Origin of the sequence: Streptomyces sp. LBL (assembly GCF_029893585.1) — a bacterium.
Lineage (GTDB): Bacteria > Actinomycetota > Actinomycetes > Streptomycetales > Streptomycetaceae > Streptomyces.
In genome coordinates this window covers 37,007-52,485 of the sequence record NZ_JARXYX010000016.1, presented here as the reverse complement: position 1 = coordinate 52,485, position 15,479 = coordinate 37,007, and the positions used below count along the sequence as shown (strand labels likewise).

At 70.5% G+C, this 15,479-nt stretch carries 13 protein-coding genes; 6 read left to right on the top strand and 7 right to left on the bottom strand.

Features of this window, described 5'->3' with window-relative positions; all coding sequences use genetic code 11:
* Positions 1-8 precede the first annotated feature (8 nt).
* Complete coding sequence (locus M2271_RS20370; RefSeq protein ID WP_280888703.1) at positions 9-680, bottom strand: hypothetical protein; 672 nt, start codon at positions 678-680, stop codon at positions 9-11.
* 238 nt (positions 681-918) lie between these two features.
* On the opposite strand from M2271_RS20370, the gene M2271_RS20365 reads away from it, so the two are divergent.
* Positions 919-1,569 (top strand): helix-turn-helix transcriptional regulator, encoded by a 651-nt coding sequence (locus M2271_RS20365; protein ID WP_280888702.1) that lies wholly within the window; start codon positions 919-921, stop codon positions 1,567-1,569.
* Between the two features lie 225 nt (positions 1,570-1,794).
* Complete coding sequence (locus M2271_RS20360) at positions 1,795-2,034, top strand: hypothetical protein (RefSeq protein ID WP_280888701.1); 240 nt, start codon at positions 1,795-1,797, stop codon at positions 2,032-2,034.
* A gap of 221 nt (positions 2,035-2,255) precedes the next feature.
* On the opposite strand, the gene M2271_RS20355 is transcribed toward M2271_RS20360, so the two are convergent.
* Positions 2,256-2,936 carry a 4'-phosphopantetheinyl transferase superfamily protein gene (locus tag M2271_RS20355; protein WP_280888700.1) on the bottom strand — a complete coding sequence of 227 codons (681 nt, stop codon included), beginning with the start codon at positions 2,934-2,936 and terminating at the stop codon, positions 2,256-2,258.
* Positions 2,933-3,793: a metallophosphoesterase gene (locus tag M2271_RS20350; RefSeq protein ID WP_280888699.1), complete on the bottom strand. Its 861-nt coding sequence runs from the start codon at positions 3,791-3,793 to the stop codon at positions 2,933-2,935. The genes M2271_RS20355 and M2271_RS20350 overlap by 4 nt, the downstream gene beginning before the upstream one ends.
* A gap of 343 nt (positions 3,794-4,136) precedes the next feature.
* Between M2271_RS20350 and M2271_RS20345 the strand changes: the two genes are divergently transcribed.
* Positions 4,137-5,267: an ATP-grasp domain-containing protein gene (locus M2271_RS20345; RefSeq protein WP_280888698.1), complete on the top strand. Its 1,131-nt coding sequence runs from the start codon at positions 4,137-4,139 to the stop codon at positions 5,265-5,267.
* 16 nt (positions 5,268-5,283) lie between these two features.
* On the opposite strand, the gene M2271_RS20340 is transcribed toward M2271_RS20345, so the two are convergent.
* The 4 genes from M2271_RS20340 to M2271_RS20325 form a co-directional block, all read right to left on the bottom strand.
* Positions 5,284-6,534, bottom strand: a complete 1,251-nt coding sequence (locus M2271_RS20340; protein WP_280888697.1) for an alpha-L-fucosidase — start codon at positions 6,532-6,534, stop codon at positions 5,284-5,286.
* 124 nt (positions 6,535-6,658) lie between these two features.
* Positions 6,659-9,715: a glycoside hydrolase family 38 C-terminal domain-containing protein gene (locus M2271_RS20335; RefSeq protein WP_280888696.1), complete on the bottom strand. Its 3,057-nt coding sequence runs from the start codon at positions 9,713-9,715 to the stop codon at positions 6,659-6,661.
* A 70-nt stretch (positions 9,716-9,785) separates the two neighbouring features.
* On the bottom strand, positions 9,786-11,123 hold the full coding sequence (locus M2271_RS20330) for a 6-phospho-beta-glucosidase (protein ID WP_280888695.1): 1,338 nt from the start codon (positions 11,121-11,123) through the stop codon (positions 9,786-9,788).
* A complete protein-coding gene (locus tag M2271_RS20325) occupies positions 11,120-11,896 on the bottom strand; it encodes a DeoR/GlpR family DNA-binding transcription regulator (RefSeq protein WP_280888694.1) in 777 nt (258 codons plus the stop codon). Before M2271_RS20325 ends, M2271_RS20330 begins: the two co-directional genes overlap by 4 nt.
* Before the next feature lie 191 nt (positions 11,897-12,087).
* Between M2271_RS20325 and M2271_RS20320 the strand changes: the two genes are divergently transcribed.
* The 3 genes from M2271_RS20320 (at position 12,088) to M2271_RS20310 (ending at position 15,465) form a co-directional block, all read left to right on the top strand.
* Positions 12,088-13,107 (top strand): carbohydrate kinase family protein, encoded by a 1,020-nt coding sequence (locus M2271_RS20320; RefSeq protein ID WP_280888693.1) that lies wholly within the window; start codon positions 12,088-12,090, stop codon positions 13,105-13,107.
* 109 nt (positions 13,108-13,216) lie between these two features.
* On the top strand, positions 13,217-14,503 hold the full coding sequence (locus M2271_RS20315) for an extracellular solute-binding protein (RefSeq protein ID WP_280888692.1): 1,287 nt from the start codon (positions 13,217-13,219) through the stop codon (positions 14,501-14,503).
* A complete protein-coding gene (locus M2271_RS20310; RefSeq protein ID WP_280888691.1) occupies positions 14,503-15,465 on the top strand; it encodes a sugar ABC transporter permease in 963 nt (320 codons plus the stop codon). The genes M2271_RS20315 and M2271_RS20310 overlap by 1 nt, the downstream gene beginning before the upstream one ends.
* Positions 15,466-15,479 lie beyond the last annotated feature (14 nt).

The following is a 15,479-nucleotide window of genomic DNA, read 5'->3' as shown; positions in this document are numbered from 1 at the left end:
GGTGCCTGTCAGGCTTCGGGGGCGGGCGCCACGCTGAGGTGGCTCGCCGTACGGCGGGGACGTACCCTCCGGCGCGCCGCGGGTGCCGGGCGGCGCACGGGGCGCAGGACCAGCGTGAGTCGGGTGTACCCCATGTCCCTCAGGGTCCGGGGCGTCTCGTCGACGATCCGGCAGTCGGTGGCGCCCCAGCGCGGGTCGGGGTGCACCAGCGGGCGGACCGCGCCGTCGTGCTCGACGGCCTGCTCACCCACCGCACGGATCCAGTGCGGCAGGCCCTGCCGGAAGGCGGCCTCCATGAGGGGGTCCTGGGCGATGTCCCCGCGGATGGACTGCAGGGCGTGGTCCTGGCCGTGCCGCTCCACGGCGGCGGCGAAGTGCGCCAGCATCGGCAGGCACCAGCGCGACTCGTGTTCCGCGAGGACCGTGCTCGCGTCAGGGTGGAACAGGACGAACCTGAGCAGGTTGTCGCCCGGCATGGCCGTCGGATGAGGGCCCACACCGCGGAAAAGTGACGCGAAAGCGGTGTTCGCGAGCACGACGTCCCAGCGGTGGTCGAGGACGACGGACGGGAAGCTGACCGCTTCCAGCAGAGTGGCGTAGTCCTGGAGATAGGCCTGAGCCTCGGGACTTTCGGGGACGGGTCGCGGTACGGACCGCTGCCCACCTGCCTGATATGCCATCGGGAGGTCACCCCTCTTGCCTATGCGGCCTTCACGCGGCGCCCTTGATCCTGCTTCCCCGATGCGAGCGGTGTCAACTATCGTGGCATTTCATGCGGGGTGACGGCTGAAATTGGCCACAGTTGTGGCGAGACCTGGATGTGAGTTCGAACAACGGGCTACTCTCCGGGAAGTTCACGGCAACCGCTCGTGAGAAGCCTGTGAGAAGCCAGTGCGAGAAGACGTAGGAGATCTGTCGGTGTCGGTCGGCTTCGAGGATCCCGGCGACGCGGCGTCGGCTGTGCTGTCGGCTGTCATCGCCCGCGTCGCCGCACTGGCCGACCGGCTCGGCGTACCGGACGCGGAGGTCTTCGACATCGCCGGTCTGTCCGTCGCCTCCGGTGTTACCGAGCCCGTGGTCAAGGCCCTGCTGACCGGCCGGCCCGCCGGTGAGCCCGATGTGCAGGCACGGTTCCTGCAGCGCCTGGACCTGCTGCGGCGCACCCGGCTCAAGACCAACGGGCGCAGGTACACCCAGCAGGAGATCGCCGACGGCGCGGGCATGTCCCGGCAGCAGGCCGGGGCGCTCATCAACGGCGACCGGCGTCCTACGATGGAGCACTGCGACGCCATCCAGCGCTTCTTCCGGGTGCACGCCGGATTCCTCACGGCCGAGGACCCCGAGGCACTCGCGGGCGCCCTCCAGCGCACCGAGCAGGAGCTCCTGCAGAAGCTCGCCGAACGCGAGGCCTCCGCGGCGCTCGACGACCCGTTGGAGCGGCTGTTGCAGGACCACGGCGTCCGCCAGATCGCCTGGCGGGCCGCGCAACTGCCCACCGACCAGCACCGTGACAAGGTCGCGGAGTGGCTGGACATGCTCCTGGAGAGCGTCAAGCGGCCCGAGTCCTGATCCGATCCGGAGGAGAGCTGTGAGCACTCGCCTCCTGTTCCACCGGCCGCGAGCAAGCGGCCGAAAGCCTTTCGCTCCAGCGTTAAGCGGCGTTCCAGCCGGGGGTTTCAGCGAGGTCCGGCCTCCGCCAAGGGGGCGGGCCTGCGGGCGGCGGGAGCGGATTGTCAGTGGTGGGCGGCACGCTGGAAGGGCAACGTACGACCACGACCCGGGGAGAGCCGTCCGATGCCCACCGCCGTACTGACCGACCGCGAACGCGCCGCCGTCCAGGCCTATCTGAGGCTGCTGCACACGGTGCGGGCCGCGTTCGACGTGGCGCCCGGCCCGCCGGACGCGACCCGACCACCCGTCGTGTCGCCCGCCGTACTCGCCGAGGCGGAACAGGCCCTGGCGCAGGCGGGGCTGACCGGCAACGAGGAGGCGTTCTTCCGGCTGTTGGCCACCTGGTGCCCACCGGAGCCGTAACCGCCTCCCGGCGTGCCGTGCTGTGCCATGCCGTGCTGTGCCATGCCGTGCTGTGCTGTGCTGTGCTGTGCTGTGCTGTGGGTCTTCTCAGGCGCGTTCCCTGCCGTCGACTCACAGGTGTCGCGGGCGGTCGTGTGCCTCACAGCCGGGCCCCGCGTACGGTGCCGTACGCCCCCTCAGCGTCAGGTCACAGGCGGTGCCGTGCTGTGCCGTGCCCTACGTCAGTCGTGCGGCACGGTGACGGACGTGGCCACCAGTCCGCGCCCGATGGTCCAGCGACCGTCGAAGTGCCCGAGCCGCCGGGCGCCCACCAGCGGCCCGGGGACGAGGAGTTCGGCGCGGAAGGAGCCCTGCAGCCGCTCTCCGGCGTCGACGCGGATCTCGATGTCGGCCTCGGAGAAGTCCAGCCACTGCCGGGTGAGGGGGAACCACGCCTTGTAGACGGACTCCTTGGCGCTGAACAGGAGCCGGTCCCAGTGGGGTGCGGGGTGATCGTCGGCGAGCCGGAGCAGACGCTCGCGTTCCGCGGGCAGCGACACGGCGTCCAGGACGCCCTCCGGCAGCGGCCCGTCCGGTTCGGCGTCGATACCGAGGGAGGCCAGGTCGGTGACGCGGACCAGGGCGGCGGCGCAGAATCCGTCGCAGTGGGTCATGCTGCCGGTCAGTCCGGCCGGCCACTGCGGGGCGCCGCGCTCCCCGGGCAGCACGGGCTGCGGCGACACACCGAGCTTCTCCATGGCCCGGCGGGCGCAGGAGCGTACGACGGCGAACTCGCGACGGCGTTTGTGGACCGCCCGTGCCACGACGGCCTCTTCCTCGGGGTAGAGGACCGTGTTCGCGGGCTCCTCATGGCCGTACGCCTCCACGGTCACCACGGAGGCCGGCAGCAGTTCCTCGATCACCGCGCCACCGCCGCCCGGGGCACGATGCGGCGCAGTCGCCCGGGCGGCTCGGTGCGTTTGCGCCACTCGCGGGGGTAACCCACCGACACCTCCTCGAAGCGGACGCCCTCGTGCCAGGTGGTGCGCGGGATGTGCAGATGGCCGTAGACCATGGTCTCCACGCGGAACCTGCGGTGCCAGTCGGCGGTCAGCCGGGTGCCGCACCACATGGCGAACTCGGGATGCCACAGGACGTCCATGGGATGCCGGTCCAGCGGGTAGTGGTTGACGAGGACGACGGGCAGGTGGTCGGGGAGCGCGGTGAGCCGGCGTTCCGTCTCGGCGACCCGGGCCCGGCACCAGGCCTCGCGGGTCGGATAGGGGTCGGGGTGCAGCAGGAACTCGTCGTTGCAGACGATTCCCGTACCGTGCGCGTACGCCAGTCCCTCCTCCTTGGTCGAGCAGCCGGCCGGCAGGAAGGAGTAGTCGTACAGCAGGAACAGCGGGGCCACCGCGACCGGGCCGCCGGGGCCGTTCCAGATCGGGTAGGAGTCCTCGGGCGTGGACACGCCGAGGTCCCGGCACAGGTCGACGAGGTACTCGTACCGGGCGACTCCGCGCAGGCTGACGGTGTCCTTGGGGTGGGTCCACAGTTCATGGTTGCCCGGGGCCCAGACGACCTTGCGGAAGCGGCCCGCGAGCGTCTTGAGGGCCCAGTGGATGTCGGCCACGGTCTCCGCGACGTCGCCGGCCACGAGCAGCCAGTCGTCGTCCGTCTCCGGGCGCATCCGCTCGACCAGGGCGCGGTTCTCCTCGTAGCCGATGTGCAGGTCGCTGATGGCCAGCAACTGTCCGGCACCGCCGGCCGTCGACGTCACCTCTCGCCCCTTCCGAGTTCACGAATGTGACAACGAGAACACATCCGCGACCCCGAGGACAAGGGCGGATCCGGACGGCCGAAATTCGGCACGGCCGCAAGACGTGTGCCCCGCCTCGCCCTGCCCCGCCGGGAGGGTGAACATGATCGGAACTCTCCATGTACATGATCGGAAAATCCGTAACATGCACGTTGCACGCGAGGCCCTTGGGAAGCCGTATGATCGCCTCAACACCACCGCCACAAATTCCCTTCGCACGGGGGCGGTTTGGTGTACCTCCCACCACCCTGCCCGGGCACGGGCTTGCTCCGCCCTGCCCGCGAATCTTGAAAAGGCGGCCTGCATGGTCTCTCGCGTACGCGTCTGGCTCAACCGCACGTACGCGGAGAACGTGTTCTTCATGGATCAGCTGCGGAGAAATCCCAGCGACCGCGCCGTCGAGATCCATGCGACACACGGTGACGCCGACTCCCCCGTGCTGGCCGCCGCCGACACCGCCGACCTGGAGCCGGAGGGTCTGTCCCCGGCCGGGTACGTGGAGTACGCGCTGGACCAGTGCGTACGACGCGGCATCGACGTGTTCGTACCCCGGCTGCACCAGGCGGCGATCGTGGCGCACCGCGCCGACTTCGAGGCGGCCGGTACGGCCCTGCTCGCGCCGCCGCCGGAGGCCGTGGCCGTCTTCCACGACAAGGTGATCGCCTACGAGGCCGTCCGGGCGATGGGGGCGCCCGTGCCGCCGTGGTGGCGGGTGCGGTCGGCGGACGAACTGGTGACCGCCGTCGAGGAGCTGGAGGCGGACGGACACAAGGCGTGCTTCAAGCCGGCGTCCGGTGCGGGCGGGGTCGGCTTCCGCATGATCACGCGCGCCCCCTTCTCGCTCACGCACCTCAACGGCTTCCCGAGCCCCTACGTCCCGCTCGACCTGGTGCTCGAAGCGCTGAAGGAGGCCGACGAGCCCGTGGACTGGCTGGTCATGCCGCGCCTTGAGGAGCCGGAGGTGTCGGTGGACTGCCTCACTGGTCCCGACAACCGGATCCGCATGGCCATCGGCCGCACCAAGAACGGCCGCCGCCGCGGGTTCACGCTGTCCGAGCAGTGGCTGGAGCCGGCCCGGCGGATCGCGGAGAACTTCGGACTGCACTACCTGTCCAACATCCAGTTCCGGATGTTCGGCGACACCCCGGTCCTGATGGACGTCAACACACGTCCGGCGGGCGGGCTGCACCAACTGTCGCTGTGCGGCGTCAACGCGCCCTGGGCAGCCGTGCAGCTGGCACTCGGCGAGGATCCCGGCGACGTGACTCCGCCGTTCCTGGGGCAGGACTACTCGGTGGTGTCGGGGCCGCGGCCGTTGCGAGGGGTGTCGTTTGCGCCGCAGCCGTTGCCGCCGGCGGCCGAGCGGACGCCGGTCGAGCCGGCTCACGTCGACTCGACGGTCAGGACATCGACGGCGAGCGCCCTGCCTCTTTAGGTCGGGTGTACCCGGCTCAGAAGCGGCCCGACCCCCGGTACAGCTCCAGTTCTCCGTCCAACTCGACCGCGAGCACGGTGGCGTGGGGGTCGAGGTCCGCCGCGGCGGGCGGGTCGATCCACAGCACGCCGACGGCCTCGTGCAGTCCGCCGACGACCCGGTGGGCGAGTTCGGTGCCGGTGCCGAGGACGGTGACCCTGCGGACCGGGGTGACCAGCCCGCGGACGCCGATCTCGGCGCGTGGGATGTCGTACAGGGTGAGGTAGAGGGTGCGGCGGTCGGCGGAGAGGGTGCTGGGCCCGTAGTGGTGCCCGGCCGGCAGCCCGCGCAGCGTCCCGTACACGGCGTCGGAGTGCTTGCGGATCCACTCCCCCAGGCCTTCCAGCCGCTCGACCTGCGGCGCGGGGATGGTGCCGTCCTCCATCGGGCCGACGTCGAGCAGCAGGTTGCCGCCCCCGCCGATGGTCTCGGTGAAGTAGCGGACCAGTTGGCTGAGCGACTTGTGGTTCTGGTCGTGGTGCTGGTAACCCCACGAGTCGTTGATCGTCAGGCACAACTCCCAGGGCCCGGCGGGCGGTTCGATGGGGGCGCCCTGTTCGGGGGTGGCGTAGTCGCCCTCGCTGAGCATGCGGGCGTTGAAAACGACGTCGGGCGAGTACGAGCGGATGAGTGCGGCGAGTTCGGGGATGCGCCACTGCTCCTCGCTGCGGTCCCACTCGCCGTCGAACCACATCAGGTCGGGCCGGTAGCGGGAGGAGAGTTCGCGGATCTGGCCGTCGCGGTAGGCGATGAACCGCTCCCAGGCAGCCAGGTCCTCGTCCTCGGCCGCGACCTCGGAGTAGCGGTTGTCCTCCTGCTCCGGCGGGCGGCCCGGTTTGCGGGTGGAGGCGTAGTCGGGGTGGTTCCAGTCGGAGTGGGAGTAGTAGAAACCGACCTTGAGATCCTTCTCGCGCAGGGCCTCGGCGTAGCCGGTGAGGTAGTCGCGGCCCAGGTTGAGGTCGCCGTACGCGGTGTCCCACAGGGCGACGCCGTCGTGGTGACGGCTGGTGAGGACGGCGTACTTGGCGCCTGCTCGGGCGAACAGGTCGGCCCAGGCGCGCGGGTCGTACCGGGCGCCGGTGAAGCGGTCGAGCTGGGACATGTACTGGTCGTGCGGGACGATGTCGTCGTAGAACGACCAGGACTCCTGGACGCCGTCGACGGCGTAGACGCCCCAGTGGATGAAGATCCCCAACTTGGCGTCGGTGAACCACTGCTGCATGGGCATGGCGGGACTCCTCTACAGAGCAAGGTCACTCGGGGGAAGTGGGGAAGGCGGGGAAGCGGGGCGGGCGGGGAACGCGGCGGAAGCGGGGCGGGCGCGGCGAGCGCGCCGCCCCGCTGTGCCGGTGCTACCGGCCGGTGGTGCCGCGTTCCAGACGGAGCGTCAGCACCTGGAACGGACGCAGCGTCACCGCGACCGTCCCGTCGGTGGAGACGTCAGCGGTCTCCAGCGGCCGCTCCAGCAGGTCGGTGACCTGGGCGCCGGCCAGCGGGAAGCCGGTGCGCAGGACGCCCTGGGCACGGCCGCCGCGGGACTCGTAGAGCCGCACGACCACGTCACCGGACTCGTCGTCGGCGAGCTTGACCGCCTCGACGGTCACGCCCTCGCCGTCCACCGAGACGACCGGCTCGGGAGCGCCGGCCGCGTCCGCGACCCGCAACGGCAGGTTCAGGGAGTAGCCCTCGGCGACCGCGTCCTCGATGCTCGCGCCGGGCAGCAGCGAGTAGGTGAGGCGGTGCTTGCCCTGGTCGGCCTCGGGGTCCGGGATGCGCGGGGCGCGGACCAGGCTCAGGGCGACCGTGGTCGTCGTACCCCCGTCCTCGCGGACCGTGCGGGTGACGTCGTGGCCGTAGGTCGAGTCGTTGATGACCGCGACGCCGTAGCCGGGTTCGGCGATGTGCACCCAGCGGTGGCCGGAGACCTCGAAGCGGGCCGCCTCCCAGGTGGTGTTCGTGTGGGTGGGGCGCTGGACGTGACCGAACTGGATCTCCGCGGAGGAGTGCGCGGCCCGGACGTCCACCGGGAAGCCGGCCTTGAGGATCTTCTCGGCCTCGTGCCAGTCGATCTCGGTCTCGAAGTCGATCCGGGGGCTGCCGGCGCGCAGGGTGATGGTCTGCGTGAGGGTCGAGCCCTTGCCGAAGGAGCGGGTGACGCGGATCGCGCCGACCAGCGGGTCCTCTTCGACGACCGTCACCGACTCCGCGTCCAGCAGGTCCGTGTAGCGGTTCCGGTAGTGCTTGTCGATGTCCCAGGCGTCCCAGTAGTTGGGAAGGTCGGTGTGCAGCCGGAGCAGATTGCCCTGGCCGGCGAGGACTTCGCGGTTCGCCCGCAGGTCGAGCACCGACGACAGGGTGCCGTCCTCGGCCACCTCCACCCGGATCAGGCCGTTGTCGAGGACCCGCCCCTCGGCCTTCACCGGCTGCGGGGGCCGGCCGTCGGTCAGGGCCGCGCTGCCGCTCGCGGGGACCTCGACGTACGCCGGTGCGCCGTCGGTCGTGCGGACCACCTCGGCACGATCGTACGGGCTGGTGTTGAACACCCGGGTGCCGCCGGCGCCCAGCGCGGCGACCGCCTCAGCCGTCAGCTCCTCCAGCTCGCGGGCGACACGCGCGTATTCGGCCTCCGCCTCGCGGTGCACCCAGGCGATCGACGAGCCCGGCAGGATGTCGTGGAACTGGTGCAGCAGGACCGTCTTCCACAGCCGGTCGAGCTTCTCGTAGGGGTACGCGTAGCCCGGCGCGTGCAGCGCGGCGGTCGTCGCCCACAACTCGGTCTCGCGGAGCTTGTGTTCACTGCGCCGGTTGCCCTGCTTGGTGCGGGCCTGGGAGGTGTAGGTGGCGCGGTGCAGCTCCAGGTAGAGCTCGCCGTTCCACACGGGGGCGTCCGGGTACTCGTCCCGAGCGGCCTTGAAGAAGGCGTCGGGGTGTTCCACGACGACCTTCGCCGAGCCTTCCAGGTCGGCGAGCCTGCGCGCCCGTTCCATGATCTCGCGGGTGGGGCCGCCGCCGCCGTCGCCCCAGCCGAAGGGCGCGAGGGAGCGTGAACCGCCGCCCTTCTCCGAGTAGTTGCGGACGGCGCGGTCCATCTCCTCGCCGCTGAACCGGGCGTTGTAGGTGTCGACGGGCGGGAAGTGCGTGAAGATGCGGGTGCCGTCGATGCCCTCCCACCAGAAGGTGTGGTGGGGGAACTTGTTGGTCTGGTTCCAGGAGATCTTCTGGGTGAGGAACCAGTCGTTGCCGGCGAGCTTGGCGAGCTGCGGGTAGGCGGCGGTGTAGCCGAAGGAGTCCGGCAGCCAGACACCCTTGGTCTCGACGCCGAAGTGCTCGATGAAGAACCGCTTGCCGTGGATGAGCTGGCGGGCCATGGCCTCGCCGCCGGGCAGATTGCCGTCGGCCTCGACCCACATGCCGCCGACCGGCGCCCACTGGCCCTTCTTCACCGAGTCCTGGATGCGCGCCCACACGTGCGGGTAGTTGTCGCGGACCCACTCGTACTGCTGGGCCTGGGAGCAGGCGAAGATGAAGTCGTCGTACTCGTCGGCCAGGGACGTCACGTTGGAGAAGGTGCGGGACGTCTTGCGCTTGGTCTCGCGGATCGGCCACAGCCAGGCGGAGTCGATATGGGCGTGGCCGACGCCGGAGACCGTGTGGGCGCTGGCGTGGGCGGGCTTGGCCAGGACGGGGGCGAGCACCTCGCGGACGGCGGGGGCGCTGCCGGAGACGTCGTCCAGGTCGAGAGCGTCCATGGCGCGGTCGAGGGCGTGCATGATCTCGTGGCGGCGCGGTTCGTGCTCGCCGAGGTGGACCATGAGCTCGGTCAGCACCTGGAGGTCCAGGTCGAGGTGCCAGACCTCCTCGTCGAGGATCGCGAGGTCGGCCCGCTGGAAGGTGTACAGCGGCTTGTCGCCGGCGGTGAGGACGTCGCCGAGCCGGGTCGGGGCCGAGAAGTTGTTCGCGAGGATGTCGGGGTTGGAGGCGGCCTCGACGAGGTAGTCGATCTGCTCCCCGCCCGCCGCCGGGTTGGCGATCGGCACGTACTGGTTGAGCGGGTTCACCGCCTTCAGGGGCCGTCCGTCGGGCAGGTGCACCAGCGCCTCGGCCTGGTTGCCCGGCCAGTCGCCCACGAACCCGAGGTCGATGACCGCCTCGACGCGCCGGCCGGCCCACTCGGCGGGCACCCGGCCGCGCATCCGGAACCAGGTGGTGCCCCAGGGAGGACCCCAGGGGGTGTCCATGGCGAAGGGCTCGTACCGCGCGGCCGCGGCCTCCTCGAAGGAGACCGGTTCGCCCGGCGCGTGCCAGGCCTCGACCTCGAAGGGGACGGTGGCCGCGTAGATGGCGGGCCTGATGCGCTGGGTGTGGACGCGCTGGACGCGCTCCTCGATCCGGCGGCGTTCGTCATGCATGAGGATCTCCAGGAAACCGGGAAGCCAGGGAGGGGTGGCCCGAAGGCCGGAAAGCGCTTACAGGACGCGTTCACCCAAGGTACGCGAGGCCCGGGTGGACGTCGGTGTAGCCCTCGACCAGCCGGTGGGCCACGTTGACCGAGTCGACCAGCGGGTGCAGCGCGAACGCCTTCACCGCCGTCTTACGGGAGCCGGACTCGGCGGCGGCCAGCACCTCGCGCTCGACCGCCTTGACGGAGCAGACCAGGCCGGTGGCGTGGTCGGGCAGCGGGGCGACGGCGACCGGGTGGGCGCCGTTGGCGTCGACCAGGCAGGGCACCTCGATGACGGCGTCCGCGTCGAGCACCGAGAGGGTGCTCTGGTTGCGGACGTTGAGGATCAGGGTGGTGCGCTCGTCGCGGGCGATGGCCCGCATCAGGGCGAGGGCCACCTTCTCGTAGCCGCCGGAGAGGTCGTCGGCGTCGCGCTCACCGGCGCCGGCGGTCTCCCGGTTCTCCGCCATGTAGGTGGCCTCCCGCTCGGCGCGGGTGCGGTCCCAGGCGGCCAGCGCGTCGGCGTCGGGGCGCCGCATCTCCTCGTAGAAGCGGGCCTGCTGGCCGGCCAGGAACGCGCCGCGGGTCTTCTCGGCCTGCTGGTAGGAGCGGACCGCTTCCCGGTTGAAGTAGTAGTAGTGCAGGTACTCGTTCGGGATCGCGCCGAGGGACTGGAGCCAGTCGACGCCGAAGAGCTTGCCCTCCTCGAAGGAGCCGAGCAGGTCGGGGTCGGCGAGCAGACGCGGGAGCTCGTCCCGGCCGGCGATGTGCAGGCCGCGCACCCAGCCGAGGTGGTTGAGGCCGACGTAGTCGATCCACGCCTCCTTCGGGTTCGCGCCGAGCACCCGGGCGATCCGGCGGCCGAGGCCGACCGGCGAGTCGCAGATGCCGATGACGCGGTCGCCGAGGTGGCGGGACATGGCCTCGGTGACCAGGCCGGCCGGGTTGGTGAAGTTGATGACCCAGGCGTCGGGGGCGAGGCGGGCCACCCGGCGGGCGATGTCCACGGCGACCGGCACGGTCCGCAGACCGTAGGCGATGCCGCCCGCGCCGACCGTCTCCTGGCCCAGCACACCCTCGGCCAGCGCCACCCGCTCGTCCTCGGCCCTGCCCTCCAGGCCGCCGACGCGGATCGCGGAGAAGACGAAGTCGGCGCCGCGCAGCGCCTCGTCGAGGTCGGTGGTGGCGCTCACCTCGGGCGCGTCGGGCACCCCGGCGGCCTGCTCGGCGAGCACCCGGGTCACCGCGGACAGCCGCTGCGGGTCCAGATCGTGCAGCACGACCTGCGTGACGCGGCCCTCCCCACGGTCCCCGAGGAGCGCCCCGTACACGAGCGGCACCCGGAATCCGCCGCCGCCCAGAATCGTCAGCTTCACGCTGCGCCCGCCTTTCCTTGATTGCCTGCCAACACCACGTCGACGCCCGCCTCCTCCAGGGAGGACCGCGTAGCCGGGTTCACCGGCCCGTTCGTCACCACCGCGTCCAGGTCCTCGGGACCGCAGACCTTCGCCATGCCCGTACCCGGGAACTTCGCCGAGTCGGCGAGCAGGACGACCTTGTCACTGGCGTCGATCATGGCCCGTTTCACCGGGACCTCGACGACCGTCGTGTCCATCACCTGCCCACCGGGCCGCACTCCACTGGTGCCGAGGAAGAGCCAGTCGGCGTGCAGCTGGCGCAGGTTGTCCTCGGTGAGGAAGCCGACCAGGGAGCGGTACTCGCGGCGGACCATGCCGCCGAGCAGCACCAGCTCGATACCCTCGTCGTCGGCGAGTTCCTCGTAGACCACCAGGTTGCTGGTGATCACGGTGAGGTGGCGGCCGTGCAGCTGCCGGGCCAGGCGGTAGGCGGTGGTGCCGATGTCGAGCAGCAACGACTGACCGTCGGCGACCATGGCCGCCGCGTGCGCGGCTATGGCGTCCTTCTCACCCACCCGCATCGCGGCGACCTCTTCGAAGGGCTGGTCGCCCTCCTCGACGACCGCGCCGCCGTGCACGCGCGTCAGCAGCCCGTCGTCCTCGAGCTTCACCAGGTCGCGCCGGACCGTGGCGGGGCTCACGCCCAGTTGTTCGGAGAGGTCGGTCACGGCTGCGGGGCCTCCGGAGCGCAGGGCCCGCAGGATGAGTTGATGTCGTCGTTCTGCCAGCACGACGTGAACACTACTCGTCATCTTCAATCATTTCCATGCTCGGTTCTGCTCGGGTATTGACCAATCTCGCGGAGCGGCGCACGATTCCGATCACGAAATGAAGAGTTTTGACGAGCTGCCCCGCTCGGCGCGCTGCCCGCTTGACGAGCATGCCCCGCTTCGGCGCGCTCCCACGACGAGAGGATGTCCGCGTGGACGACGACCGGCCCGAGGTGCTGCTGACCGGGCTGCTCTTCTACGATCTCGTCCTCACGGGACTGGGGAAGCCGCCGACGCCGGGCGAGGAGATCTGGACGGCGGGCATGGGCTGCGGCCCGGGCGGCATCGCCAACCTGGCGGTCGCCGCCGCCCGCTTCGGCCTGCGGACCTCCCTGGCCACGGTCTTCGGTGACGACTTCTACGGCGCCCACTGCCAGGAGATCCTCGCCCGCCAGGAGGGCGTCGACCTCGCGCTCTCCCGCGTCGCGGACGGCTGGCACACCCCGGTGACCGTCGCCCTCGCGCACGGACAGGACCGGGCCCTGGTCACCCACGGCCAGGAGCCGCCGTACTCGCAGGACGCGCTGATGGGCGACCCGCCCGAGGCCCGCACCGCCCTCGTCCACCTGGAGGCCGAGCCGCGCGCGTGGCTCGCGAAGGCGGCGGCGAACGGCACGCGGATCTACGCGGACGTGGGCTGGGACCCCACCCAGGAGTGGTCCCGCGACCTCCTGGACCAGCTCGCCCTCTGCCACGCCTTTCTCCCCAACGAGACCGAGGCCATGGCCTACACCCGCACCGACAGCGCGGTCGCGGCACTCGGCGTGCTCTCCGAGCTGGTGCCGGTGGCCGTGGTCACGCGGGGCGGGGACGGCGCGGTCGCCGTCGACCAGACGACCGGCGAGTACGCGGAGGTCCCGGCCCTCGACGTCGACGTCCTGGACGCGACGGGCGCCGGGGACGTCTTCGGTGCGAGCTTCGTGGCCGCCTCACTCGGCGGCTGGCCGCTGGAGGAGAGGCTCCGGTTCGCGGTCCTGGCCGCCGGCCTGTCCGTCGGGCACCACGGGGGCGCTCTCGCGGCCCCCGGCTGGTACGGCGTCGACCGTTGGTGGCGTGCCCTGACCGACCCCGAACTGAAGCGGGCGTACGGCTTCCTGGCGGAGCGGCTGCCGGCGGACCCCGGTCCCCCGGTGCGACACGCCCCCGTCACCCCGCCCGCGCCGCAGTGCTGACCTCATCCCCCACGTAGGCGAACACCACGTACGTATGCGACGACATGTACGTATGCGACGACGCGTACGTACGCGACGACATGAACAGATGCGAAAGGCGGTGGGAGCTGTGCGGCTCTCACGAAGAGGTCTGCTGCGCGCGGGCCTGGCCGGTACGGCCGCCACGGCGCTCGGCGGCCTGGCGTCCGGCTGTGCCGTTCCGACCGGCTCGACCGGCCGGAACATGGTCCTGTGGTACTGGGACGGCGGTCTCGGTGACACGGTCATCGGCAAGGCCAGGGCCCGTTACGACAGCGCGGTCGACCTCAAGGCCGTCAAGATCGGCGGCTACTACCGGTCGAAGCTGATCACCACGCTGGCCGGCCGCGCCCACGTCCCCGACATCGCGGGCCTCAAGGGCGAGGACATGGCGTCCTACCTGCCCAACGCGGACCAGTTCGTGGACCTGCGGACGCTCGGCGCGGACAAGTACAAGAGCCAGTACCTGCCGTGGAAGTGGCAACAGGGCATCGCCGACGACGGCTCCATGATCGGTTTCCCGATCGACTGCGGCCCGGTCGCGCACCTCTACCAGTACGAGGTCTTCCGCAAGGCGGGGCTGCCGTACGAGCCCGCCGACGTGTCCCGCGAGCTGGACACCTGGGAGAAGTTCTTCGCGGCGGGCGAGCGGCTCCGGAAGCGCATTCCGGGGACCTCCCTGCTCACCGACGTCAACAGCGTCTTCGAGAACGTGGTGCAGCAGGGCAGCAAGCGGTACGTCGACAAGGACCGCGCCTTCATCGGCGACCAGGAACACGTACGCCACGCCTGGGCGCTGGCCGTGGAGGCCAAGCGGCGGGGGATCGTCTCCAACCTGGTCAACGGCACCCCGGACCAGCTGTCGGCGGTCGAGGACGGCAAGCTGCCCAGCCAGATGGGCGCCTCCTGGGCGACCTACGACCTCAAGAACGGCGTGCCGAAGACCAAGGGCAGGTGGCGGGTCGCCGACATGCCCGTGCGGCCCGCCAACAACGGCGGGTCGTTCCTGTCGGTCACCAAGGCGTGCCGGGAGCCCGAGCGGGCCTTCGAGATCATCACGTGGATGCTCAACGCCTCCAACCAGGCGCAGGGTTACGTCGACGCGGGCCTCTTCCCGTCCACCCCCGCCTCGTACGGTCTGAAACAACTGCGCGAGGCCGACCCCTTCTTCGGCGGCCAGGTGACGACGGATGTCTTCGGGCCCGCCGCGCAGAAGATCGTGGTCGCTTACAACAGCCCGTTCGACGTGGCGCTCGGGCAGCCCCTCAAGGACGAGATCAAGAACGTCGGCGTCCTCGGCAAGGACCCGAAGAAGGCCTGGAGTGACGCCATGAGCAAGTGCCGACGAATCGCGCAGCACCTGGGGGTGAGCTACTGATGGCCACCGTCCCCGCCCTGGAGAGGCCGCCCGTGGTCCTGGCGGAGCCACCCGCCACGCGGCCGAAGAAGGGGTGGCGCAAGTACTGGCACCTGTATGCCGCGATCTCACCGTTCTATCTGTTGTTCCTCGCCTTCGGTCTGGTCCCCGTCGGCTTCTCCCTCTACCTCTCCTTCCACCGCTGGGACGGCCTCGGCTCGATGGAGTGGGCGGGACTGTCGCAGTACCAGTACCTGGTGGGCGACAGCGACTTCTGGAGCTCGATCGGCAACACGATCGTCATCTGGGCGCTGGCCACCTTCCCCATGATCTTCCTGGCGATGGTCACGGCCGTGCTGCTCAACTCGGCGGTCCGCTTCAAGAACGTCTACCGGTTCGCCTACTTCCTGCCGAACGTCACCTCGGTGGTGGCGATCGCGATCGTCTTCGGCTCGGTGTTCTCCACCAACTTCGGCCTGGTGAACGCCCTGTTGCGGGCCGTCGGCCTGGACCAGGTGGCCTGGCTGAACACGCCGTGGGGCATCAAGGTCGCCATCGCCACGCTGATGACCTGGCAGTGGGTCGGCTACAACGCGATCATCTTCCTCGCGGGGCTGCAGACCGTCCCGAGCGAGCTGTACGAGGCGGCGCGCGTGGACGGTGCCGGGCCCGTGCAGACGTTCTTCCGGATCACGCTGCCCATGCTGCGGCCGACCCTGCTGTTCGTGCTGGTGGTCTCCACGGTCACGGGCCTGCAGAGCTTCACCGAGGCGCAGGTGCTGCTGCAGAACACCTCGAACGAATCGACGTTCTCCGGCGGTCCGGGGCACGCGGGCCGGACGATGGTCCTCTACTTCTTCCAACAGACCTTCGACAACAACGACTTCGGCTACGGCGCCGCCGTGGCGTGGGGCATCTTCCTCGTCGTCGTCATCTTCTCGATCATCAACTGGCGCCTGGTGCAGCGCCGGGACGAAGACTAGGGAGGCCGGAACAC